Source organism: Ralstonia sp. R-29 (genome assembly GCF_049913345.1).
Classification (GTDB): domain Bacteria; phylum Pseudomonadota; class Gammaproteobacteria; order Burkholderiales; family Burkholderiaceae; genus Ralstonia.
The window spans coordinates 1,622,984-1,640,162 of sequence record NZ_CP184377.1 but is presented as its reverse complement, the minus strand read 5'-3'; the positions used below and the strand labels follow the sequence as shown (position 1 = coordinate 1,640,162).

Annotated in this window: 15 protein-coding genes; 6 read left to right on the top strand and 9 right to left on the bottom strand. The window is 63.8% G+C overall.

What is annotated here, in order from left to right; all coding sequences use genetic code 11:
• Positions 1-2: 2 nt before the first annotated feature.
• The 7 genes from ACN9M1_RS07685 to ACN9M1_RS07655 form a co-directional block, all read right to left on the bottom strand.
• Complete coding sequence (locus ACN9M1_RS07685; protein WP_426398619.1) at positions 3-899, bottom strand: AAA family ATPase; 897 nt, start codon at positions 897-899, stop codon at positions 3-5.
• A gap of 8 nt (positions 900-907) precedes the next feature.
• The gene (locus tag ACN9M1_RS07680) at positions 908-1,714 is read right to left on the bottom strand and encodes an FAD binding domain-containing protein (RefSeq protein ID WP_426398618.1); all 807 of its coding nucleotides are present in this window, start codon (positions 1,712-1,714) and stop codon (positions 908-910) included.
• Positions 1,715-1,729: 15 nt separating this feature from the next.
• Positions 1,730-4,108 (bottom strand): xanthine dehydrogenase family protein molybdopterin-binding subunit, encoded by a 2,379-nt coding sequence (locus ACN9M1_RS07675; protein ID WP_426398617.1) that lies wholly within the window; start codon positions 4,106-4,108, stop codon positions 1,730-1,732.
• A gap of 18 nt (positions 4,109-4,126) precedes the next feature.
• Positions 4,127-4,654: a (2Fe-2S)-binding protein gene (locus ACN9M1_RS07670; protein ID WP_426398616.1), complete on the bottom strand. Its 528-nt coding sequence runs from the start codon at positions 4,652-4,654 to the stop codon at positions 4,127-4,129.
• Between the two features lie 362 nt (positions 4,655-5,016).
• Complete coding sequence (locus ACN9M1_RS07665) at positions 5,017-5,193, bottom strand: hypothetical protein (RefSeq protein WP_426398615.1); 177 nt, start codon at positions 5,191-5,193, stop codon at positions 5,017-5,019.
• 159 nt (positions 5,194-5,352) lie between these two features.
• Positions 5,353-5,832, bottom strand: coding sequence for a CreA family protein (locus ACN9M1_RS07660; RefSeq protein ID WP_426398614.1), 480 nt, complete (start codon positions 5,830-5,832; stop codon positions 5,353-5,355).
• Positions 5,833-5,869: 37 nt separating this feature from the next.
• On the bottom strand, positions 5,870-6,832 hold the full coding sequence (locus ACN9M1_RS07655; protein ID WP_426398613.1) for a LysR family transcriptional regulator: 963 nt from the start codon (positions 6,830-6,832) through the stop codon (positions 5,870-5,872).
• 64 nt (positions 6,833-6,896) lie between these two features.
• Between ACN9M1_RS07655 and ACN9M1_RS07650 the strand changes: the two genes are divergently transcribed.
• Entirely contained in the window at positions 6,897-8,450 is a 1,554-nt protein-coding gene (locus ACN9M1_RS07650) for an MFS transporter (RefSeq protein ID WP_426398612.1), read from the top strand.
• Between the two features lie 270 nt (positions 8,451-8,720).
• On the opposite strand, the gene ACN9M1_RS07645 is transcribed toward ACN9M1_RS07650, so the two are convergent.
• Both ACN9M1_RS07645 and ACN9M1_RS07640 read right to left on the bottom strand, forming a co-directional pair.
• On the bottom strand, positions 8,721-11,756 hold the full coding sequence (locus tag ACN9M1_RS07645) for a transglycosylase domain-containing protein (RefSeq protein WP_426398611.1): 3,036 nt from the start codon (positions 11,754-11,756) through the stop codon (positions 8,721-8,723).
• A 103-nt stretch (positions 11,757-11,859) separates the two neighbouring features.
• Positions 11,860-12,771, bottom strand: coding sequence for a LysR family transcriptional regulator (locus ACN9M1_RS07640; RefSeq protein ID WP_426398610.1), 912 nt, complete (start codon positions 12,769-12,771; stop codon positions 11,860-11,862).
• Positions 12,772-12,881: 110 nt separating this feature from the next.
• Between ACN9M1_RS07640 and ACN9M1_RS07635 the strand changes: the two genes are divergently transcribed.
• The 5 genes from ACN9M1_RS07635 to benB are packed head-to-tail and all read left to right on the top strand — an operon-like array spanning position 12,882 to position 17,160.
• Positions 12,882-13,991 (top strand): muconate/chloromuconate family cycloisomerase, encoded by a 1,110-nt coding sequence (locus ACN9M1_RS07635; RefSeq protein ID WP_426398609.1) that lies wholly within the window; start codon positions 12,882-12,884, stop codon positions 13,989-13,991.
• A 34-nt stretch (positions 13,992-14,025) separates the two neighbouring features.
• Complete coding sequence (gene catC / locus ACN9M1_RS07630; RefSeq protein WP_426398608.1) at positions 14,026-14,316, top strand: muconolactone Delta-isomerase; 291 nt, start codon at positions 14,026-14,028, stop codon at positions 14,314-14,316.
• A 36-nt stretch (positions 14,317-14,352) separates the two neighbouring features.
• Positions 14,353-15,288 (top strand): catechol 1,2-dioxygenase, encoded by a 936-nt coding sequence (gene catA, locus ACN9M1_RS07625; protein ID WP_426398607.1) that lies wholly within the window; start codon positions 14,353-14,355, stop codon positions 15,286-15,288.
• Positions 15,289-15,316: 28 nt separating this feature from the next.
• Positions 15,317-16,675, top strand: coding sequence for a Rieske 2Fe-2S domain-containing protein (locus ACN9M1_RS07620; protein ID WP_426398606.1), 1,359 nt, complete (start codon positions 15,317-15,319; stop codon positions 16,673-16,675).
• Positions 16,672-17,160 carry a benzoate 1,2-dioxygenase small subunit gene (benB, locus tag ACN9M1_RS07615; RefSeq protein ID WP_426398605.1) on the top strand — a complete coding sequence of 163 codons (489 nt, stop codon included), beginning with the start codon at positions 16,672-16,674 and terminating at the stop codon, positions 17,158-17,160. The genes ACN9M1_RS07620 and benB overlap by 4 nt, the downstream gene beginning before the upstream one ends.
• Positions 17,161-17,179 lie beyond the last annotated feature (19 nt).

The following is a 17,179-nucleotide window of genomic DNA, read 5'->3' as shown; positions in this document are numbered from 1 at the left end:
CCTTATTCCGGCAAGGCGGGTGCCGCCAGCAATTGCCCGATCGTCGGCGCGTCGACGCGGGCCAGATCATCCTGGTATTTGAGCAGCACGCCCAGCGTGTCTTGCACCGACTGGGGGTCGAGCTCCGTCACGTTCAGCGCGGCCAGTGCGCGGCACCAGTCGATGGCCTCCGCAATGCCCGGCGCCTTGAACAAATCGATGCCACGTAGGCGATGCACAAAATCCACCGCGCGCTGTTGCAGGCGGGCAGACGTTTCGGGCGCACGCTGCGCCACGATCTGCAGTTCGCGCGCCTTGTCCGGGTAGCCGATCCACTGATACAGGCAGCGTCGCTTGAGCGCGTCGTGCACCTCGCGCGTGCGGTTGGACGTCATGATGACCAGCGGAATCACCTGCGCGCGCACCGTGCCGAACTCCGGGATCGACACCTGGAAATCCGAGAGCAACTCCAGCAGAAAGGCCTCGAACGGCTCGTCAGCGCGGTCGATTTCGTCGATCAGCAAGACGCGGGGTGTATCGGGGTGGTTGGGGTCCGGCAGCAGCGCCTGCAGCAGCGGGCGTTTGAGGAGGAATTCATCACGGTAGAGCGTATCGGCGCTCGGTTTGTCGCCCGCCGCCTCCGCCAGGCGCAGGGCCATGATCTGGCGCGGGTAATCCCATTCGTAGAGCGCGCTGGCAGTATCCAAGCCTTCGTAGCACTGTAGCCGCAGCAGCGATGTGCCGAGCAGCCCGGCCGCCGCCTTCGCCAGCTCGGTCTTGCCGACGCCCGGTTCGCCTTCCAGGAACAGCGGCCGCTGCATGCGCAGCGCCAGGAACAGGGCCGTGGCCAGCGCGCGGCTGGCGAAGTAGCCCTGGCCCTGTAGTTGCGCGATGCAGTCGTCAATGGAGTCGACCGGCATGCCGCTCCTTAGTGGTGTTTCACCAGCGCGTGCTCGACTGCCCGCGCTGCCAGCACCGGAATCAGGTGCGCCCGATATTCCGGCGAGGCATGCAGATCGCCCACCAGATCATCGGCCGGCACCACCACGTGGCGCGCGGCTTCCGACGTGAAATTGGCCGACAGCGCCTGCTCCAGCGGCGTGCAACGGAACACGCACGGCGCCGCGCCCGTGACTGCCACGCGCACGTTGTTGCCCTTGCGGCTGACAAACACACCCACCAGCGCAAAGCGCGATGCTGGGTTGCGGAATTTCACGTAAGCGGCCTGATCCGGCACGGGAAACTGCACTTCGGTGATCAGCTCATCCGCTGCCAGCGCCGTCTCATACATCCCAAGGAAGAAATCGTCCGCCGCGATGTTGCGCCGTTCGGTGACGACGGTGGCGTTCAGGCCCAGCACCGCTGCCGGGTAGCACGCGGCTGGATCATTGTTGGCGAGCGAGCCGCCCAGCGTGCCCATGGCGCGGACCTGTCGGTCGCCGATACCGCCGGCCAGTTCTGCCAGCGCGGGTAGCATGCGGACGATGTCAGCGTTCTCGGCCACGTCGGCATGGCGTGTGGCCGCACCCACGGTGATGACACCCGGCTGCGAGCGGATGCCCGTCATGCCGGGAATACGCGTCACATCCACCAGCGTGGACGGCTGCGCCAACCGTAGCTTCATCGCCGCCAGCAGGCTCTGGCCGCCGCCGAGGTACTTGGCGTCCGCATGCGTCTTCATCGCGGTGACGGCGGTCTGGGCATCGGTGGCTTTCTGGTACTCGAAGTCGTACATGGTGGGCTCCTCTACCTAGGCCTTGGCCGCTTGAATGGCTTGCCACACACGATGCGGCGTCGCGGGCATCTGGATGTCTTTCACGCCCAGCGGTGCCAGCGCGTCGACGATGGCGTTGATGAGCGCGGGCGGCGAGCCGATGGCGCCGGCCTCACCGCAGCCTTTCACGCCCAACGGGTTGTGCGTGCAGGGCGTGCCCTTGGCCGTTTCCACCGTAAAGCTGGGTAGATCGACAGCGCGGGCCATGGCGTAGTCCATGTACGAGCCCGTCAACAACTGGCCGGTCTCGTCGTACACACACCGCTCCAGCAGCGCCTGGCCGATGCCCTGGCCGAGCCCGCCGTGCACCTGCCCCTCGACGATCATCGGGTTGATGATGTTGCCGAAGTCATCGACCGCAACGAATCGGTCGATGTGGACTTCGCCGGTATCGGAGTCGACTTCCACCTCGCAGATGTACGCGCCGGCCGGGTAAGTAAAGTTGGTCGGGTCGTAGAACGCGTTCTCATCCAGCCCGGGTTCGAGCTTGTCGAGCGGGTAGTTGTGCGGCACATACGCCGTGAGCGCGACCTCGCCGAAGGTCTTGGTGCGATCGGTGCCGGCCACGCGGAATACGCCGTCCTTGAACTCGATGTCTTCAGCCGAGGCCTCCAGCAGATGCGCGGCGATCTTCTTGGCCTTGGCTTCGATCTTGTCGAGCGCCTTCATGATGGCCGAGCCACCCACAGCAATCGAGCGTGAACCGTACGTGCCCATGCCGAACGGGATGCGGCCCGTATCACCGTGCACGACTTCGATGTTCTCGATGGGCACACCCAGGCGATCGGCCACCACCTGCGCAAACGTCGTCTCATGGCCCTGGCCGTGGCTGTGCGAACCGGTGAACACGGTGACGGAGCCCGTGGGGTGCACGCGGATTTCGCCAGCTTCAAACAAGCCGGCCCGAGCACCTAGCGCACCCGCAATGTTCGACGGCGCTAGCCCGCACGCTTCGATGTAGCAGGAGTAGCCCATGCCGCGCAGCCGGCCCTTGGCGCGCGAGGCGTCGCGGCGGGCAGGGAAACCTTTCACGTCGGCCAGTTCGATGGCGCGTTGCAGGAGGGGCTCGTAGTCACCCGTGTCATAGGTCAGGCCGACTGGCGTGGCGTAGGGGAACGTGCGGATGAAGTTGCGGCGGCGCAGTTCGGCGGGGTCGATCTGCAGTTCGCGCGCAGCGGTCTCAACGAGACGCTCGACAACGTAGGTGGCTTCCGGCCGCCCGGCGCCACGGTAGGCATCCACGGGCGCGGTATTCGTAAAGACCGCTTTCACCTCGGCGTAGATGGCCGGCGTCTTGTACTGGCCGGCGAGCAGCGTTGCATACAGGATCGTCGGCACGCTGCTGGCAAACGTCGACAGGTATGCGCCCATGTTGGCCGTGGTGTGCACCCGCATGGCGAGGAAGTTGCCCTGGGCATCGAGCGCCAATTCGGCGTGCGTGGCGTGGTCCCGGCCATGCGCATCGGTCAGGAAGGATTCGGACCGCTCCGCCGTCCACTTGATCGGCAGGCCAACCTTCTTGGAAGCCCACGTGAGCGCCACGTCTTCCGGGTACAGGAAGATCTTCGAGCCGAAACCGCCGCCCACGTCCGGCGCAATCACGCGCACCTTGGCTTCGGTCAGGCCCAGCACGAACGCCGACATCAGCAGGCGTTCCACGTGCGGGTTCTGGTTGGCGACGTAGAGCGTGTAGCTGTCGTCCTGGCGTGAGTAGCTCGCGTTGACGGCGCGTGGCTCGATCGCGTTCGGGATCAGCCGGTTGTTGACGATGTCGAGCTGCGTGACATGCGTGGCCTTGGCGAAGGCGGCATCAGTGGCGGCCTTGTCGCCGTGGCCCCAGATGTAGCAGGTGTTGTTCGGCACGTCGTCGTGGACGGCGGCACCGGCGGTGTCTGCCGTGGCAGTGTCCACCACGGCGGGCAGCTCGTCGTATTCCACGTCGATCATCTCGACGGCGTCCTTGGCGATCTTCACGGATTCCGCCACCACCAGCGCCACCTGGTCGCCCACGTGGCGCACCTTGCCTTGCGCGAGCACGGGGTGGGGCGGCTCCTTCATCGGCGTGCCGTCAATGCTGTGGATCAGCCAGCCGCAGGGCAGGCCGTTGACCTTGTCGGCGGCCAGGTCGTCGCCGGTGAGCACGGCCAGCACGCCTGGATGCTTGCGCGCCGCATCGGCGTTGATGTGCTTGATGCGGGCATGCGCATACGGCGAGCGCAGGAACACCGCATACGACTGGTGTGCCTGGACGACATCATCCGTGTACTGTCCGGCGCCGGTGAGGAAGCGGAAATCTTCCTTGCGCTTGACGGCCGCGCCGATCAGGTGGTGGTTGGGTTCTGCGGGAGCGTTCATGATGGTCTCCTCGCCGGATCAAGCGGCGTGGGCGCGCGCGGCGGCCAGGCTTTGCAGGGAAGCATCGTTGCCTTCGGCTTCGGCCATCGCTTCGGCGCCCTGCAGTACGGCGCGCACGATGTTGTGATAGCCCGTGCAGCGGCAGAGGTTGCCGTCAAGCTGTTCGCGCACCTGCCGTTCGTCCGGATGCGGGTTTTGCGCAACCAGCGCAGTGGCGGCCATCACCATGCCGGGGGTGCAGAAGCCGCACTGCAGGCCATGGCACTCGCGGAAGGCCGCTTGCATCGGGTGCAGTGCACCGTCTTTGGACAAGCCTTCGATGGTGGTCACGTCCGCACCATCGGCCTGCACGGCCAGGATGTTGCACGACTTCACCGCGCGCCCGTTCATGTGCACCGTGCAGGCGCCGCATTGCGCTGTATCGCAGCCGACGTGGGTACCGGTCAGACGTAGTTGCTCGCGCAGCAATTGGACCAACAGGGTATGGGGTTCGACACTGACGGTGACAGGCGCACCGTTGACCGACAGCTTGAGGCTGATCGCCATGGGAGTCTCCTTGGGGGATGGTCGCCGTGTGCATGCGTCGCAGCGAGGATGCGCGCAGTGTCTGGGTATGGGTGGTCGCGGCTCTACTCAGTAAAGCACAGGCGATGGAGAAGACAACCGGGAAGCGGTCTAGGTAAAGCGGAGGGGAGGGCGATGCCGCAGCGCGCAAAAATACGCGCCGCAGACATGACAAAGGGCCGGAATCCGGCCCTCGATTGGCACCAGGCGGTCATGACCTGGCGGGTGTGGCGGCAGGTGTGAAGACACTTGGCCGGCGCACGGTGCTACGGTGTTGCGAGTACAGCGATGCAGCTAGCTCGGGCACACGCCCATCGACAACAACGGCGGCTGATGACTAAAGATCAGGCCTTGGCGGTGCCATGCGTGGTGAACAGGCTCGCGATTGCCGAGAAGAACTGGGCAAACGAGAACGAGGTGCCGTTCGGACGGCGATAGTAGTAGATACCTTCGGACATTTCGCGCTCGATCAGTTCGCGTTCGAGTTGATCGGTCAGCTTCAGGTCGTTCGTGTTTTGCATGATTGGCCTCTTAGGGATTTCCCGGTTAGGGAATACCCTGACTATACACCAGATGATGCAATGCACCATACGTAGGCTTACGTATGCACCACTTCGCGTTGTTTGGCCGCCACGCTCGCACGACGCCGCACCGATATGGTGCGGCTAATGCTTTCCGCCTTATTTGACGGGAATCGGTTGGCTGGCTGGCACCGGCACGGCTGTCACGCTGTTCTTGGGGCTGCCGGAAATGACCTTGTCGGAATACGTCAGATACACCAGCACATTGCGCTTGCGGTCCACCACGCGCACCACGTGCAGTGTCTTGAAAACGAGCGACAGGCGCTGCGTGAACATATCGTCCTGCTGGGGCAGCGGTTTTACGAAGGTGATGTCACCGACCTGGCGGCAGGCAACGGCCGCTTCGCTCACGTCTTCGGCCACGCCCAGCGTGCCCTTGATGCCGCCCGTGCGGGCGCGCGACACGTAGCAGGTGACGCCTTGCACGAGCGGATCATCATAGGCCTCGACGACGATCTTGTCCGAGCCAGTGATGCGGAAATTGGTGCTGACGCTGCCGATGTCTTCAGCGCGGGAGCAGGCGGTGGCGCTTAGAGCAAGCAGGGCAACCAGAATGGGAAAGCGAGTAAATGGGCGCATGGCTTTGCGTGGTTGATGTGAAAAGGGCGTTGCAGGATCAAAGCAGGGATTCGGGCGGCCACGGCGCGGCTTCGTCCACGAAGGTGGGGCGCACGTCGCTGTGTTGGCGAGACTGTTCAATGCGACGGTGCAGGGCGTCCATGAAGACTTTCACCTTGGCCGGCATGAGGCGGCGGCCGGGGAAGATGGCGTACACGCGCATCGGTGGGGACTGGAAGTCGGTCAGCACCTCTTGCAGTGCACCCGATGCGATGAGATCCGCCGCAAATACCGAGGTGATACGTGCGACGCCCAGGCCGGCGATGGCCGCCTGCATGCGCAACTCGCTGTTGGACGTGCGCATGCGGAAATCCAGCGGCAAGTTGATGGTTTCGCCGCCGGGCGTGCGGAACTGCCATTCGGCTTCGTTGGAGGTGCCCAGGCAAGGCCAATCGGCGAGCTGGTCTGGGTGCGTGAGCGGGCCCAGTCGTTGCAACAACGGCGGGGCGACCACCACGGTGCGACGCAGATCGAAGACGCGCTGCGCGACGAGGCCGGAATCCGGCAGCGGCCCGCGCGGCACGGTCAGCATGATGTCGTAGCCCTGGGCGAGCGGATCGATCTGGCGCGGGGCGACATCCACTTCGATGCGCAGGCCGGTGTGTTCGCGCATGACTTCCAGCACCACCTCGGCAAATTGCCGTGCGGCAAACTCGTACGGCATGGCAACGCGCAGGGTGCCGGCGGGCGACTGGAATGTGGCAGCCGCATCCTCCGACACTTCGCGCAGACGCTGAAACAGGGGGCCCGCATCACGTAGCAGCGCTTCGCCGGCGTCAGTCAGGCGCAGGCGGCGCGTACTACGCTCGAACAGGCGGGCGCCGAGCTTGCCCTCCAGCCGCGACACCGCCGTACTGACTGACGACTTGGGCAACCCCAGCCGATCGGCCGCCCGGGTGAAGCTGCCGAGGGTGGCCACGGTGCAGAAAGTGTCCCAGTCGTTCCAGTCCGTCGTTCGCATAATTGAACAATGAATTTGTTGGCAGGCGATTTCCGCCGATTTGCGGGCAAATTACCATCCCTGCATGAACACGCCAAGCACAGACCACACCATTTCACCCGCCCCAGCGCCACGCCGTGCGCCGGCGGAATCCACCGTCGGCAGCCGGATGGAACTGCGCATGGTGGGCATGGTGATCGGCCTGGCGACGGGCGTGGACTACATGGCCAACCTGATGTTTTCGATTGCCGGCCCGCATATCGAAGGCGGGGTGCTGGCGTCACAAGATGTGTATCTGTGGGCCGTGACGGCGTATGCGGCGGCGGCCAGCCTGGCCATTCTGGTGATGGGGCGGCTGGCGGATCACATGACGTATCGCCGGCACACGCTGTTGTCTCTGCTGGTCTTCATTGCGGGCACGCTGATGTGCGCGGCGGCTGAGGGCGGCACGATGCTGATTGTCGGCCGCGCGGTGCAGGGGTTTGGGGCGGGGCCGATGCTGTCTACGTCGCGCATCTTCGTGCAGCACAGCCCGGCTCACGAACGCCGCACGATGATGAAGGGGATGATCTACGGCATCTTTGGGTTGAGCTGCGTGTCGCCCATGCTGTCAGCGGCGCTGACCGAGCAGTTTGGCTGGCGCGCCATCTTCATTGCGCAGCTGCTGGTGGCGGTTGTGGTGGCCGGGCTGGTGGCGGCGTTCTATCCGCACCCCAAGATGCATGAGCGCAAGGGCGATTTTGCGTCGCTCGACTGGCCCTCGGCCATTGCGTTCGGGCTGGCGGCATTGATTGCGCTGCACGGTTTTCAGCAGGCGCGGTTCGTGCACCCGGATGGCTCGCCTGCGCAGGTGCTGCCCATCATTGCGGTGGCGGCGTTGATTGCCTGGATCGGCATCCGCCAGACTGGACACCCGCTGCCCTGGGTGGATCTACGCGCTACGTTGCAGCGGCGTTTTCTGATGGGGATGGTGTTCTACGCCATCTATTACCTGTTTGCGAGCGCGTGGGGGTTTTTGTCGTCGAGCCTGCTGCAGAACGGGCTGGGGTTTCGCTATGAGACCACCGCGCAGTTGATGAGCCTGGGCGGGCTGGTGACGGTGGTGCTGGGCACCCTGAACTTTCAATTGACGAATGTGCTGCCGCCCAAGCGGGTGCTGATCTCCATCGGCTTTGTGTTGATGGCCGTGGCGTTCCTGTGGATGTCGCATGCGGCGATGCCGGGGGCGTCGGTGACGGCGGTGGCGCCGGGGTTTTTGATCGAAGGCATGGTGGGGATGTTTGTCGTTATTCAGGTGGCGGGGCTGACGTATGTCGATATGCCGGCCAAGGACTTTGGTCATGCGTATCAGTTCAAGGGGATCATGCGGGCCTGGGCGCAGGCGTTTGGGACGATGGGGGCGACGTTGTTGTTGCAGCGGGGACAGGCGCAGCATCGGACGGACCTGGTGGGGCATGTGAGTGCGTTTACGCCGGACTGGCAGTGGCCGCATGCGCTGCAGGGCGTTGAGCTGATTCGGATTTCTGCGGAGATTGATCGGCAGGCGGCGTTGTTGGCGGTTAGGGATTTGTTTGGGTGGGGGGCACTGATTGCGGTGGTTTGTGCTGGTGCTATTTGGTTGCAGCGGGCTTTGCGGTAAGGGTGCCGGTTCATCCCTTGTTTCATCCCCTGCCGGGGCTGACTCACTTTCTTTGTCTTGCCAAAGAAAGTCAGCAAAGAAAGGCGCGCCCGAGATGGCGAAAGACTCCTTGAATTTCCGTAACCGGGCGGAGACGGGAAAAACTCGCTTCGCTCAGACAGTTTCCCGTCTTTTTTCCGCCCGCTTACAGAAATTCAAGGCGCCATCTAGGGCAGGGTACGGCCACACCATCTGGGTGCGTGTGTTGGCGCCGGGTGGTTTGCTGCTGGTTCAATCCAGCTTCTGTTCCGGCGCTGTTGCCTGGGGCAGTTTGCAGTTAAACGCTGGGGCTTCGTCTTTCAGATCCAGGTGGTCCATCAGCGTGGGGGCCAGGACTTTGAGGACCTGCACGGTTAGTGCGCTGGTGAACTTGTATTTGGCGGCGTCTGCGCCGGCCACGTAGGCGACGACGGTGCCGAAGTAGCGGTCGCCCAGGTAGAAGACGAAGGCGCCGGAGCGGCTGACGACGCGTTCGGAGATGAGGCCGCCGCCGCGGCTGAAGGTTTTGAAGCGGTTGTCGCCTGTGCCGGTTTTGCCGCCGACCGCGAGGGGTTTGCCATCTTTCTGGACGAAGGTGCCGGAGATGCGCTTGGCGGTGCCGCCTTCTACGACGCCGGCCAGCGCGGTTTTGACCAGCGCGGGAATCTCGGGTGGGAGCACGCGTTCGCCGGCGTTGGGGTCGCGGCAGAGCATGACTTCATAGGGGGTGTTGGCGGCAAAGCGCAGGCGGTCGATGCGGACGCTGGGCAGGCGGATGCCGTCGTTTTCGATGATGCCCATCAGCTCGGCCAGCGATGCGGGGCGGTCTGCCGAGGCGCCAATCGCTGTGCCGTATGAAGGCACCAGCGATTCAAACGGATAGCCGAGGCGCTTCCACATGGCGTGGATCTGCTGGAAGGCTTCGATCTCCAGCATCTGTTTGATGCGCTTGTCCTGCGCGCCTTTGCGGTGCGATTGCAGCAGCCATTTGTAGACGGCCAGCCGCTCGTCGGCGCTGGCTTGGTTCACTTGCGCGAGCGTGGCTTGCGGGTGGGTTCGCAGGTAGGCCACCAGCCATAGCTCCAGCGGATGCAGCTTGGCGATGTAGCCGCGGTCGGCCAAGTCGAAGCGTTGGACGGAGTAGTTCACATACAGCTTGGTGAGGGCGGCCTCGTCCAGCTTGGCGCCGGGGAGATAACTGCGGATGAACGCGGCGAGTTTGCCCGGGCCGGCTTCCGGGTCGATGCTGCGGAAGATGGTCGCCAGCCGCACCGGCGTGGCACGCGTGCTTTGCACGAGGATGGCTTCGCGCTCGGCGTCGGTCTTGCCCTTGTACTTCGTGTAGAACCGGCCCATGAAGAGTTTGCCTTCGCGGTCGGCAAAGCGTTGCAGGTAGACCTGTCGCTGGGGCGACTCGGGATCGGTCAGCGCTTCGGCGCCTGCGCTGGGCAACTGGTGCTGAAAGTAGCGCGAGATGTCGCGCATGATCCGTACGAAGACGAGGTTGACGGAGTGCTTGAGCCCCTCGCGCACCGTGAAGAATTGGGTGCCTTCCCATTTCTCGAAGTTCTCGAAACTCTGCATGCCGCCGCCGGTGGCGAACCACTCGCCGGCGTTGCCGGAGTATTTGCGCTCCATGGAGGCATCGAGCATGGCTGCGAGCGAGCGGTCTTGGGTGTGGGCGAGGTAGTCCACGGCCCAGCGCTCGATCGGGTTCTGCACGGGGATGTTGATCTTGCGCAGCGCCGTGGCTGGCTGATCGGCATAGCGCTTGTGCAGCTCGGCCACGATTTCGAGATATGTCACCAGCGTGCGCAGCTTGGCGGTGGAGCCGAGGTCCAGCTTTACGCCTTCGTTGATGTCGAATGGCTTATCGAACGTATCGGCTTGCACCAGCACGCGGTTGCCGCCGGGGGCGCGCTCGTACAGCGTGAAGCTATACGTTACGCCGCGTGGGTCGCCGTGTTCTAGCATCTTGTCGCCGACGAGGCCGGCTGCCTTGGCGCGCTCGGGGTCGCGCAGCTTGCGCAGTTCGGTGGTGATGTCGCGCTGCAAGGGCGCGTCGAGCGTGCTGCTGGCCGTCAGGTCGAGCCGGTCCAGCGCGTACATGCGCGAGATGCCCAGCATGCCGGCCAGGTTCACGCGCACGGCATTCGTGCCCTTGTGCTCGATGGGCGGGGGCGGCACGCGCCTGTTCAGCGCCTGCTGCTTGAGGGATTGCGCAATGGCTGCATCGCGCAGCGCGGGTGGAATGACCGATGTTGCGGCCAGCACACGCAGGTAGGCGTCCGTCAGCGACTCCAGCTCGTCGAGGTTCTCCTGGTAGTACGACGGCCGCCGCTGCGACACCAACAGACTGAGCGCTTCCTTGTAGGCCAGCGCACGATCCGCCAGCGGCGCGGTCGACTTGTCCGACAGCAGCGCATTCACCTGCGCAAAGTCGCGCCCGTACCAAACCCACAGTGCATCGCCGATGCCCTGGATCTCGCCAAACCCGGCGCGCGCGCCCAGCGGCACGGTGTTCAGGTAATCGACGACAAGCTGGTGACGTGTCGCCGTGGTGTCTTCGCCGTTGAGGTAGGCGCGTGCCGATGCGGACGCCATCTGGCGCAGCTTCTCGGTGGGGGATTCGGTACGGCCTTCGGGTGAGTGGCGGTACTTCTCGATTTGCGTGGCGAGCGTGCTGCCGCCGGGCGATTCGTGCGCGGCGTTGACGGCATGCAGTGCGCGGTCCCACACGGCACGCGCGAGGCGCGACCATTCCACGGCCGGATTGCGCTTGGGATATTCGGTCTGCAGCAGTGTGCGGTTTTCGATGGCGAGCAGCGAGTCGACCAGCAGCGGCGGCACCGACGCGAAACTGTCATATACGCGTTCTGGGTGCCGCACGCTATAGATCGGACGGCCATCGTCGTCGAGCAATTCCAGACCGGCTTGATCTTTCTCGCGGTAGGGCGCGTTCATGCCGCGATCCATCCACGCGATCATGTCCTGGGAGGGCGCCGCCTGCTGCGCGACGATGTAGCCGCGTGTGCGCAGGCGTTCTAGAAACGTGGGGAGGTCGTGGTAGCCGAGCCGCTCATCGTAGGGCCCGGAGTTGGGGTAGCGGGCCACGTTGTTGGGCCCTGGCTTGACGGGAAAGGTTTGCGATTGCGCGATGCGCGTGAAGTACTGCGCCTGCCACGAGGACGTGCGGAACTCGCGGTCGGCGAACCACGCGGCCACGGCCAGCACCAGCGCCGCAATGAGGGCCAGCTTGATGATGACGGGGCGGCGTATTTTTTTCACTCGCTTGCGCTCCAATCGCAGGCGGACGGGCGCCTCACTTCAATCTAGCCCATGCGGGCGTCGTGTCCAGCGGCTTGTAACTTTGGGGCCACCATTGCAAGCCTTACGACGGGGCGTAGTACGGAATCTTCTGCTCGTCGTACAACCGGTAGGTCAGGGCCAGCATGGCCTGGATGTCTTCGGATTCATCCAGCAGGCGAGTGCTGAATATGATGGGCGACACCAGCTGCGGATCGTCCAGCTCCATATAGCAAACGTCTTCGCGCTTGAGGCCCGCCACGCTGCGCGGTACCACCGACACCCCTTCGCCCGCGGCGACCAGCCCCAGGGCGATTTGCAATTCCCGTGCCTCATAAATCTTGCTCGGCTCCAAGGCACGGTCATGGAACAAGGCAAGCACCTGATCCGCGTAGCTCGGACGCGGCGCGCGCGGGTAGATGATCAGCGTATCGCCCACTAGGTCGCGCAGCGACGCCGCAGGCTTGGCGTCCAGCAACGGATGGCCCGAGGGCAGGGCAACCATCAGCCGCTCATCGCGCAGCAGGATGCGCCGCACGTTCGGGTCTTCATAGCGGATGCGGCCGAAGCCGACGTCGATGCGGCCCTCTTTGAGCGCCTGGATTTGGTCCATGGTGGTCATCTCGTGCATGGTGAGATCGACCATCGGGTATTCCGCCCGGAAGCGCCGGATGACCTTCGGGAGCATCCCATACAGCGTCGAGGCAACAAAGCCGATCGACAGGCGCCGCTCAATCTGCCCGACACGCTGCGTCATCGAGGCCAGCTCGGCCGTCTGCGCCAGCAACTGGCGCGCGTGCGCGTGGAAGAAGCGGCCGGCTTCCGTGAGCTTGAGCGGGCGGCTGCCGCGCTCGAACAGCAGCACGCCGATTTCCTCTTCGAGTTGCTGAATCTGGCGGCTCAACGGCGGCTGGGCGATGTGCAAGCGCTCGGCCGCGCGCGTGAAGTTCAGCTCCTCGGCGACGGCCACGAAGTAGCGCAGGTGGCGCAGTTCCATATCCAACCTTATAGGTATGAAGCTGATACTAAATCGGTGTTGGACGCAATAAATCGCGCTGCGTAATCTGGTTTCCAAGTTGATCGTCATCACTCTGATACCTGGAAAACATGATTCGCTCGATCGAGGCCATTCTAGTGGATGTGCCCACCATCCGTCCGCACAAGCTCTCTGTCGCCACCATGCACATCCAGACGCTCGTCCTCGTACATGTGCGCTGCGAAGACGGTATCGAAGGCTGGGGCGAGGCCACCACCATCGGTGGTCTCAACTACGGCGAAGAGAGCCCCGAGAGCATCAAAGTCAACATCGACACGCATATCGCGCCGCTGCTGATCGGCATGGATGCACGCAACGTGGCGGCTGCCATGGCAAAGGTGCGCAAAACCATCCAGGGCAACCGCTTTGCCAAGTGCGCGCTGGAAACGGCGCTGCTCGATGCGCAGGCCCGTCGCTTGAATGTGCCGCTATCGGAACTGCTGGGCGGCCGCCTGCGTGATGCGCTGCCAGTGGCCTGGACGCTCGCCAGCGGCGATACCAAGAAGGACATTGCCGAGGCAGAAGCGATGCTGGCCGAACGCCGCCACCGCATCTTCAAACTGAAGATCGGTCTGCGCCCGGTGGCGGACGATGTGGCGCATGTGCTGGCCATCAAGCGCGCACTGGGCGACGCCGTGAGCGTGCGCGTGGACGTCAACCAGGCCTGGAGCGAACTCGACGCCGCCAACGGTATCGCTGCACTTCAAGCCGGTGGCATCGACCTGATCGAGCAACCCGTGCGCGCTGAAAACCGCGCCGCGCTGGAGCGCCTCGCCCGCCAGTTCGCCGTGCCGATGATGGCCGACGAAGCGCTACACGGTCCGCTGGATGCATTCGAACTGGCCTGCAGCGCCAGCGCAGATGTCTTCGCCGTGAAGATTGCCCAGTCCGGCGGCCTCGTGCCGGCCATGCAGGTGGCAGCCATCGCGCAGCTTGCGGGCATCAGCCTGTACGGCGGAACGATGCTTGAAGGCGCAGTCGGCACGGCGGCTTCGGCCCACGTGTTTTCCACCTTCGGTGACCTGCAGTTCGGCACCGAGCTGTTCGGCCCATTGCTGCTTACGCAAGAACTGCTGACCGAGCCGCTGCAGTACCGCGACTTCATGTTGCAGGTGCCCACCGGCCCCGGCCTCGGCATCCAGATCGACCGCGACAAGCTCGCGCGCCTACGCCGGCAATAAATCCAGAACGAACGACACCACCAAGGAGACCACGATGCTGTTCCACGTCCGCATGGATGTCCACCTGCCTGCCGACATGCCCGCCGATGTCGCCAACGAGATCAAGGCGCGCGAGAAGGCCTACTCGCAGGAGCTGCAGCGCAGCGGGAAGTGGCGCCACATCTGGCGCCTAGTGGGCGAGTACGCGAACGTCAGCGTCTTCGACGTGCAGAGCAATGCCGAGCTGCACGACATCCTGACGGCGTTGCCGCTGTTTTCGTACATGCAGATTGCCGTGACGCCGCTGTGCCGTCACCCGTCGTCAGTTCATGGCGATGACGCCTGAGACATTTCCCTAGAAAACCACGTGGAGACACCCATCATGAACGCGCACGTATTCCAAACGAAAGAAGTGCAGGACCTGCTGAAGGCCGCCACCAACCTGGACGGCAACGAGGGCAACGCCCGCCTGAAGCAGATCACCCATCGTCTGCTGGCTGACCTGTTCAAGGCCATCGACGATCTCGACATCACGCCGGATGAGGTCTGGGCCGGTATCAACTACCTGAACAAGCTTGGCCAGGACGGCGAAGCGGCTCTGCTTGCCGCCGGTGTGGGCCTGGAGAAGTACCTCGACATCCGCATGGACGCCGCGGACGAGGCGCTTGGCCTCAATGGCGGGACGCCGCGCACCATCGAAGGCCCCCTGTACGTTGCGGGTGCGACGGTGCGCGATGGCGTGTCCCGGATCGACGTCGATCCGGACGCGGCTGCCGGCCCGCTGATCATTCACGGCGTGGTGACGGGCCCGGACAACAAGCCGCTGGCAGGCGCCCTGGTCGAGTGCTGGCACGCGAACTCGAACGGCTTCTACTCGCACTTCGACCCGACTGGTGCGCAGAGCGCGTTCAACCTGCGCGGCGCAGTCCGGACCGGTGCCGATGGCAAATATGAATTCCGCACGCTCATGCCGGTGGGTTACGGCTGCCCGCCGCAGGGCGCGACCCAGCAACTGCTCAACGGTCTGGCCCGCCACGGCAATCGTCCGGCGCATGTGCACTTCTTCGTTTCCAGCGACGGACACCGCAAGCTGACCACGCAATTCAACATCGAAGGCGATCCGCTGATCTGGGACGACTTCGCCTACGCCACCCGCGAAGAACTGATTCCGCACGTGGTCGAGAAAACCGGCGGCGCCGCGTTCGACCTGAAAACCGATACGTACAAGGACATCGAATTCAACGTCGTGCTGACGCCGCTGGTGCAGGGCAAGGACAACCAGCGCGTGAACCGCCTGCGCGCTTCGGCCGAGGTTTAAGGCCCAACGCCTCAACGTGGAGACGACCATGTCCGCCTTGATCGACAAAGCCAACGAACTGGATCACCTGCTCTCAACCGCGGTGGTGGATGACGAAGAGGCGGGCGTTTTCCGCTGCCGTCGCGACATCTTCACCAACCCGGACCTGTTCGAGTTGGAGATGAAGCACATCTTCGAGAACAACTGGGTGTATCTCGCGCACGAAAGCCAGATTCCGAACAACAACGACTACTACACCACGTGGATCGGCCGCCAGCCGATCGTCATCACCCGGGACAAGACCGGCGAGCTGAACGCAGTCATCAACGCTTGCGCCCACAAAGGGGCCATGCTGTGCCGCCGCAAGCACGGCAACAAGGGCAGCTTCACGTGCCCGTTCCACGGCTGGACGTTCTCCAACACCGGCAAGCTGCTCAAAGTGAAGGACGAAAAGACCACCGAGTACCCGGTGCAGTTCAACACGCATGGCTCGCATGATCTGAAGAAGGTCGCGCGGTTCCAGAACTATCGCGGCTTCCTGTTCGGCAGCCTCAATGCCGATGTGCAGCCGCTCGAGGCGTACCTGGGCGAAGCGCGGGTGATCATCGACCAGATCGTCGACCAGGCGCCGGAGGGACTCGAAGTGCTGCGCGGCAACTCCTCGTACGTCTACGACGGCAACTGGAAGATGCAGATGGAAAACGGCTGCGACGGCTACCACGTCAGCACCGTGCACTGGAACTACGCCGCAACGATGGGCCGACGCAAAGAGGGTGGCACCCAGGCGGTGGATGCGAACAGCTGGAGCAAGTCGGTGGCAGGCGTCTACGGCTTCGAGCACGGCCACATCCTGCTGTGGACGCAGACGATGAACCCGGAAGTGCGGCCGGTCTATGCGCACCGTGAGGAGATCAAGGCACGTGTGGGCGAAACCCAGACTGACTTCATCGTCAACCAGACCCGCAACCTGTGCCTGTATCCGAGCGTGTTCCTGATGGATCAGTTCAGCACCCAGATTCGCGTGGTGCGGCCGATCAGCGTCGACAAGACCGAAGTCTCGATCTTCTGCTTCGCGCCGAAGGGCGAGAGCGCAACCGATCGCGCAACACGCATCCGCCAGTACGAGGATTTCTTCAACGTCACCGGCATGGGCACGGCGGACGACCTCGAAGAATTCCGCGCCTGCCAGAACGGCTATGCCGGTACCACCGCCCTGTGGAATGACCTCTCACGCGGCGCACCGCTGTGGGTGCACGGCCCCGACGAGAACGCCACCAAGATGGGCTTGAAGCCACGCATCTCGGGCGAGCGCAGTGAAGACGAGGGCCTGTTCGTCTGCCAGCACGAATACTGGGTGCAAGTCATGCGCGATGCGCTGAAGAAGGAATGCGAAGGGGTGCCAGCATGAGCGCCGATTACCAGAACATCTGCGCCGCCCTGTACCGCGAGGCGCGATTCCTCGACGACCGCCAGTGGGACGCATGGCTGGCGTGCTACGCCGAAGACGTCACGTACTGGATGCCAGCCTGGGATGACGACGACCAGTTGACCGAGGACCCACAGAGCCAGATCTCGTTGATGTACTACCCCAATCGCTGTGGGCTGGAGGATCGCGTCTTCCGCATCAAGACCGAGCGCAGCGGTGCCTCAACGCCGGAGCCGAGAACCAGCCACAGCATCACCAACGTGGAAGTCATGGCCGAGCGCGACGATGAAGTCGACGTGCGCTACAACTTCCACACGCTCTGCCACCGGTACAAGGTCACCGACCATTTCTTCGGCACGATGTTCGTCACCCTGCGCAAGTCCGGTGACGGCTTCCTGATTGCATCCAAGAAGATCGTCCTGAAGAACGACTACATCCGGCAGGTGCTCGACGTCTATCACGTCTGACCTCAGGTCAAAGAACAGC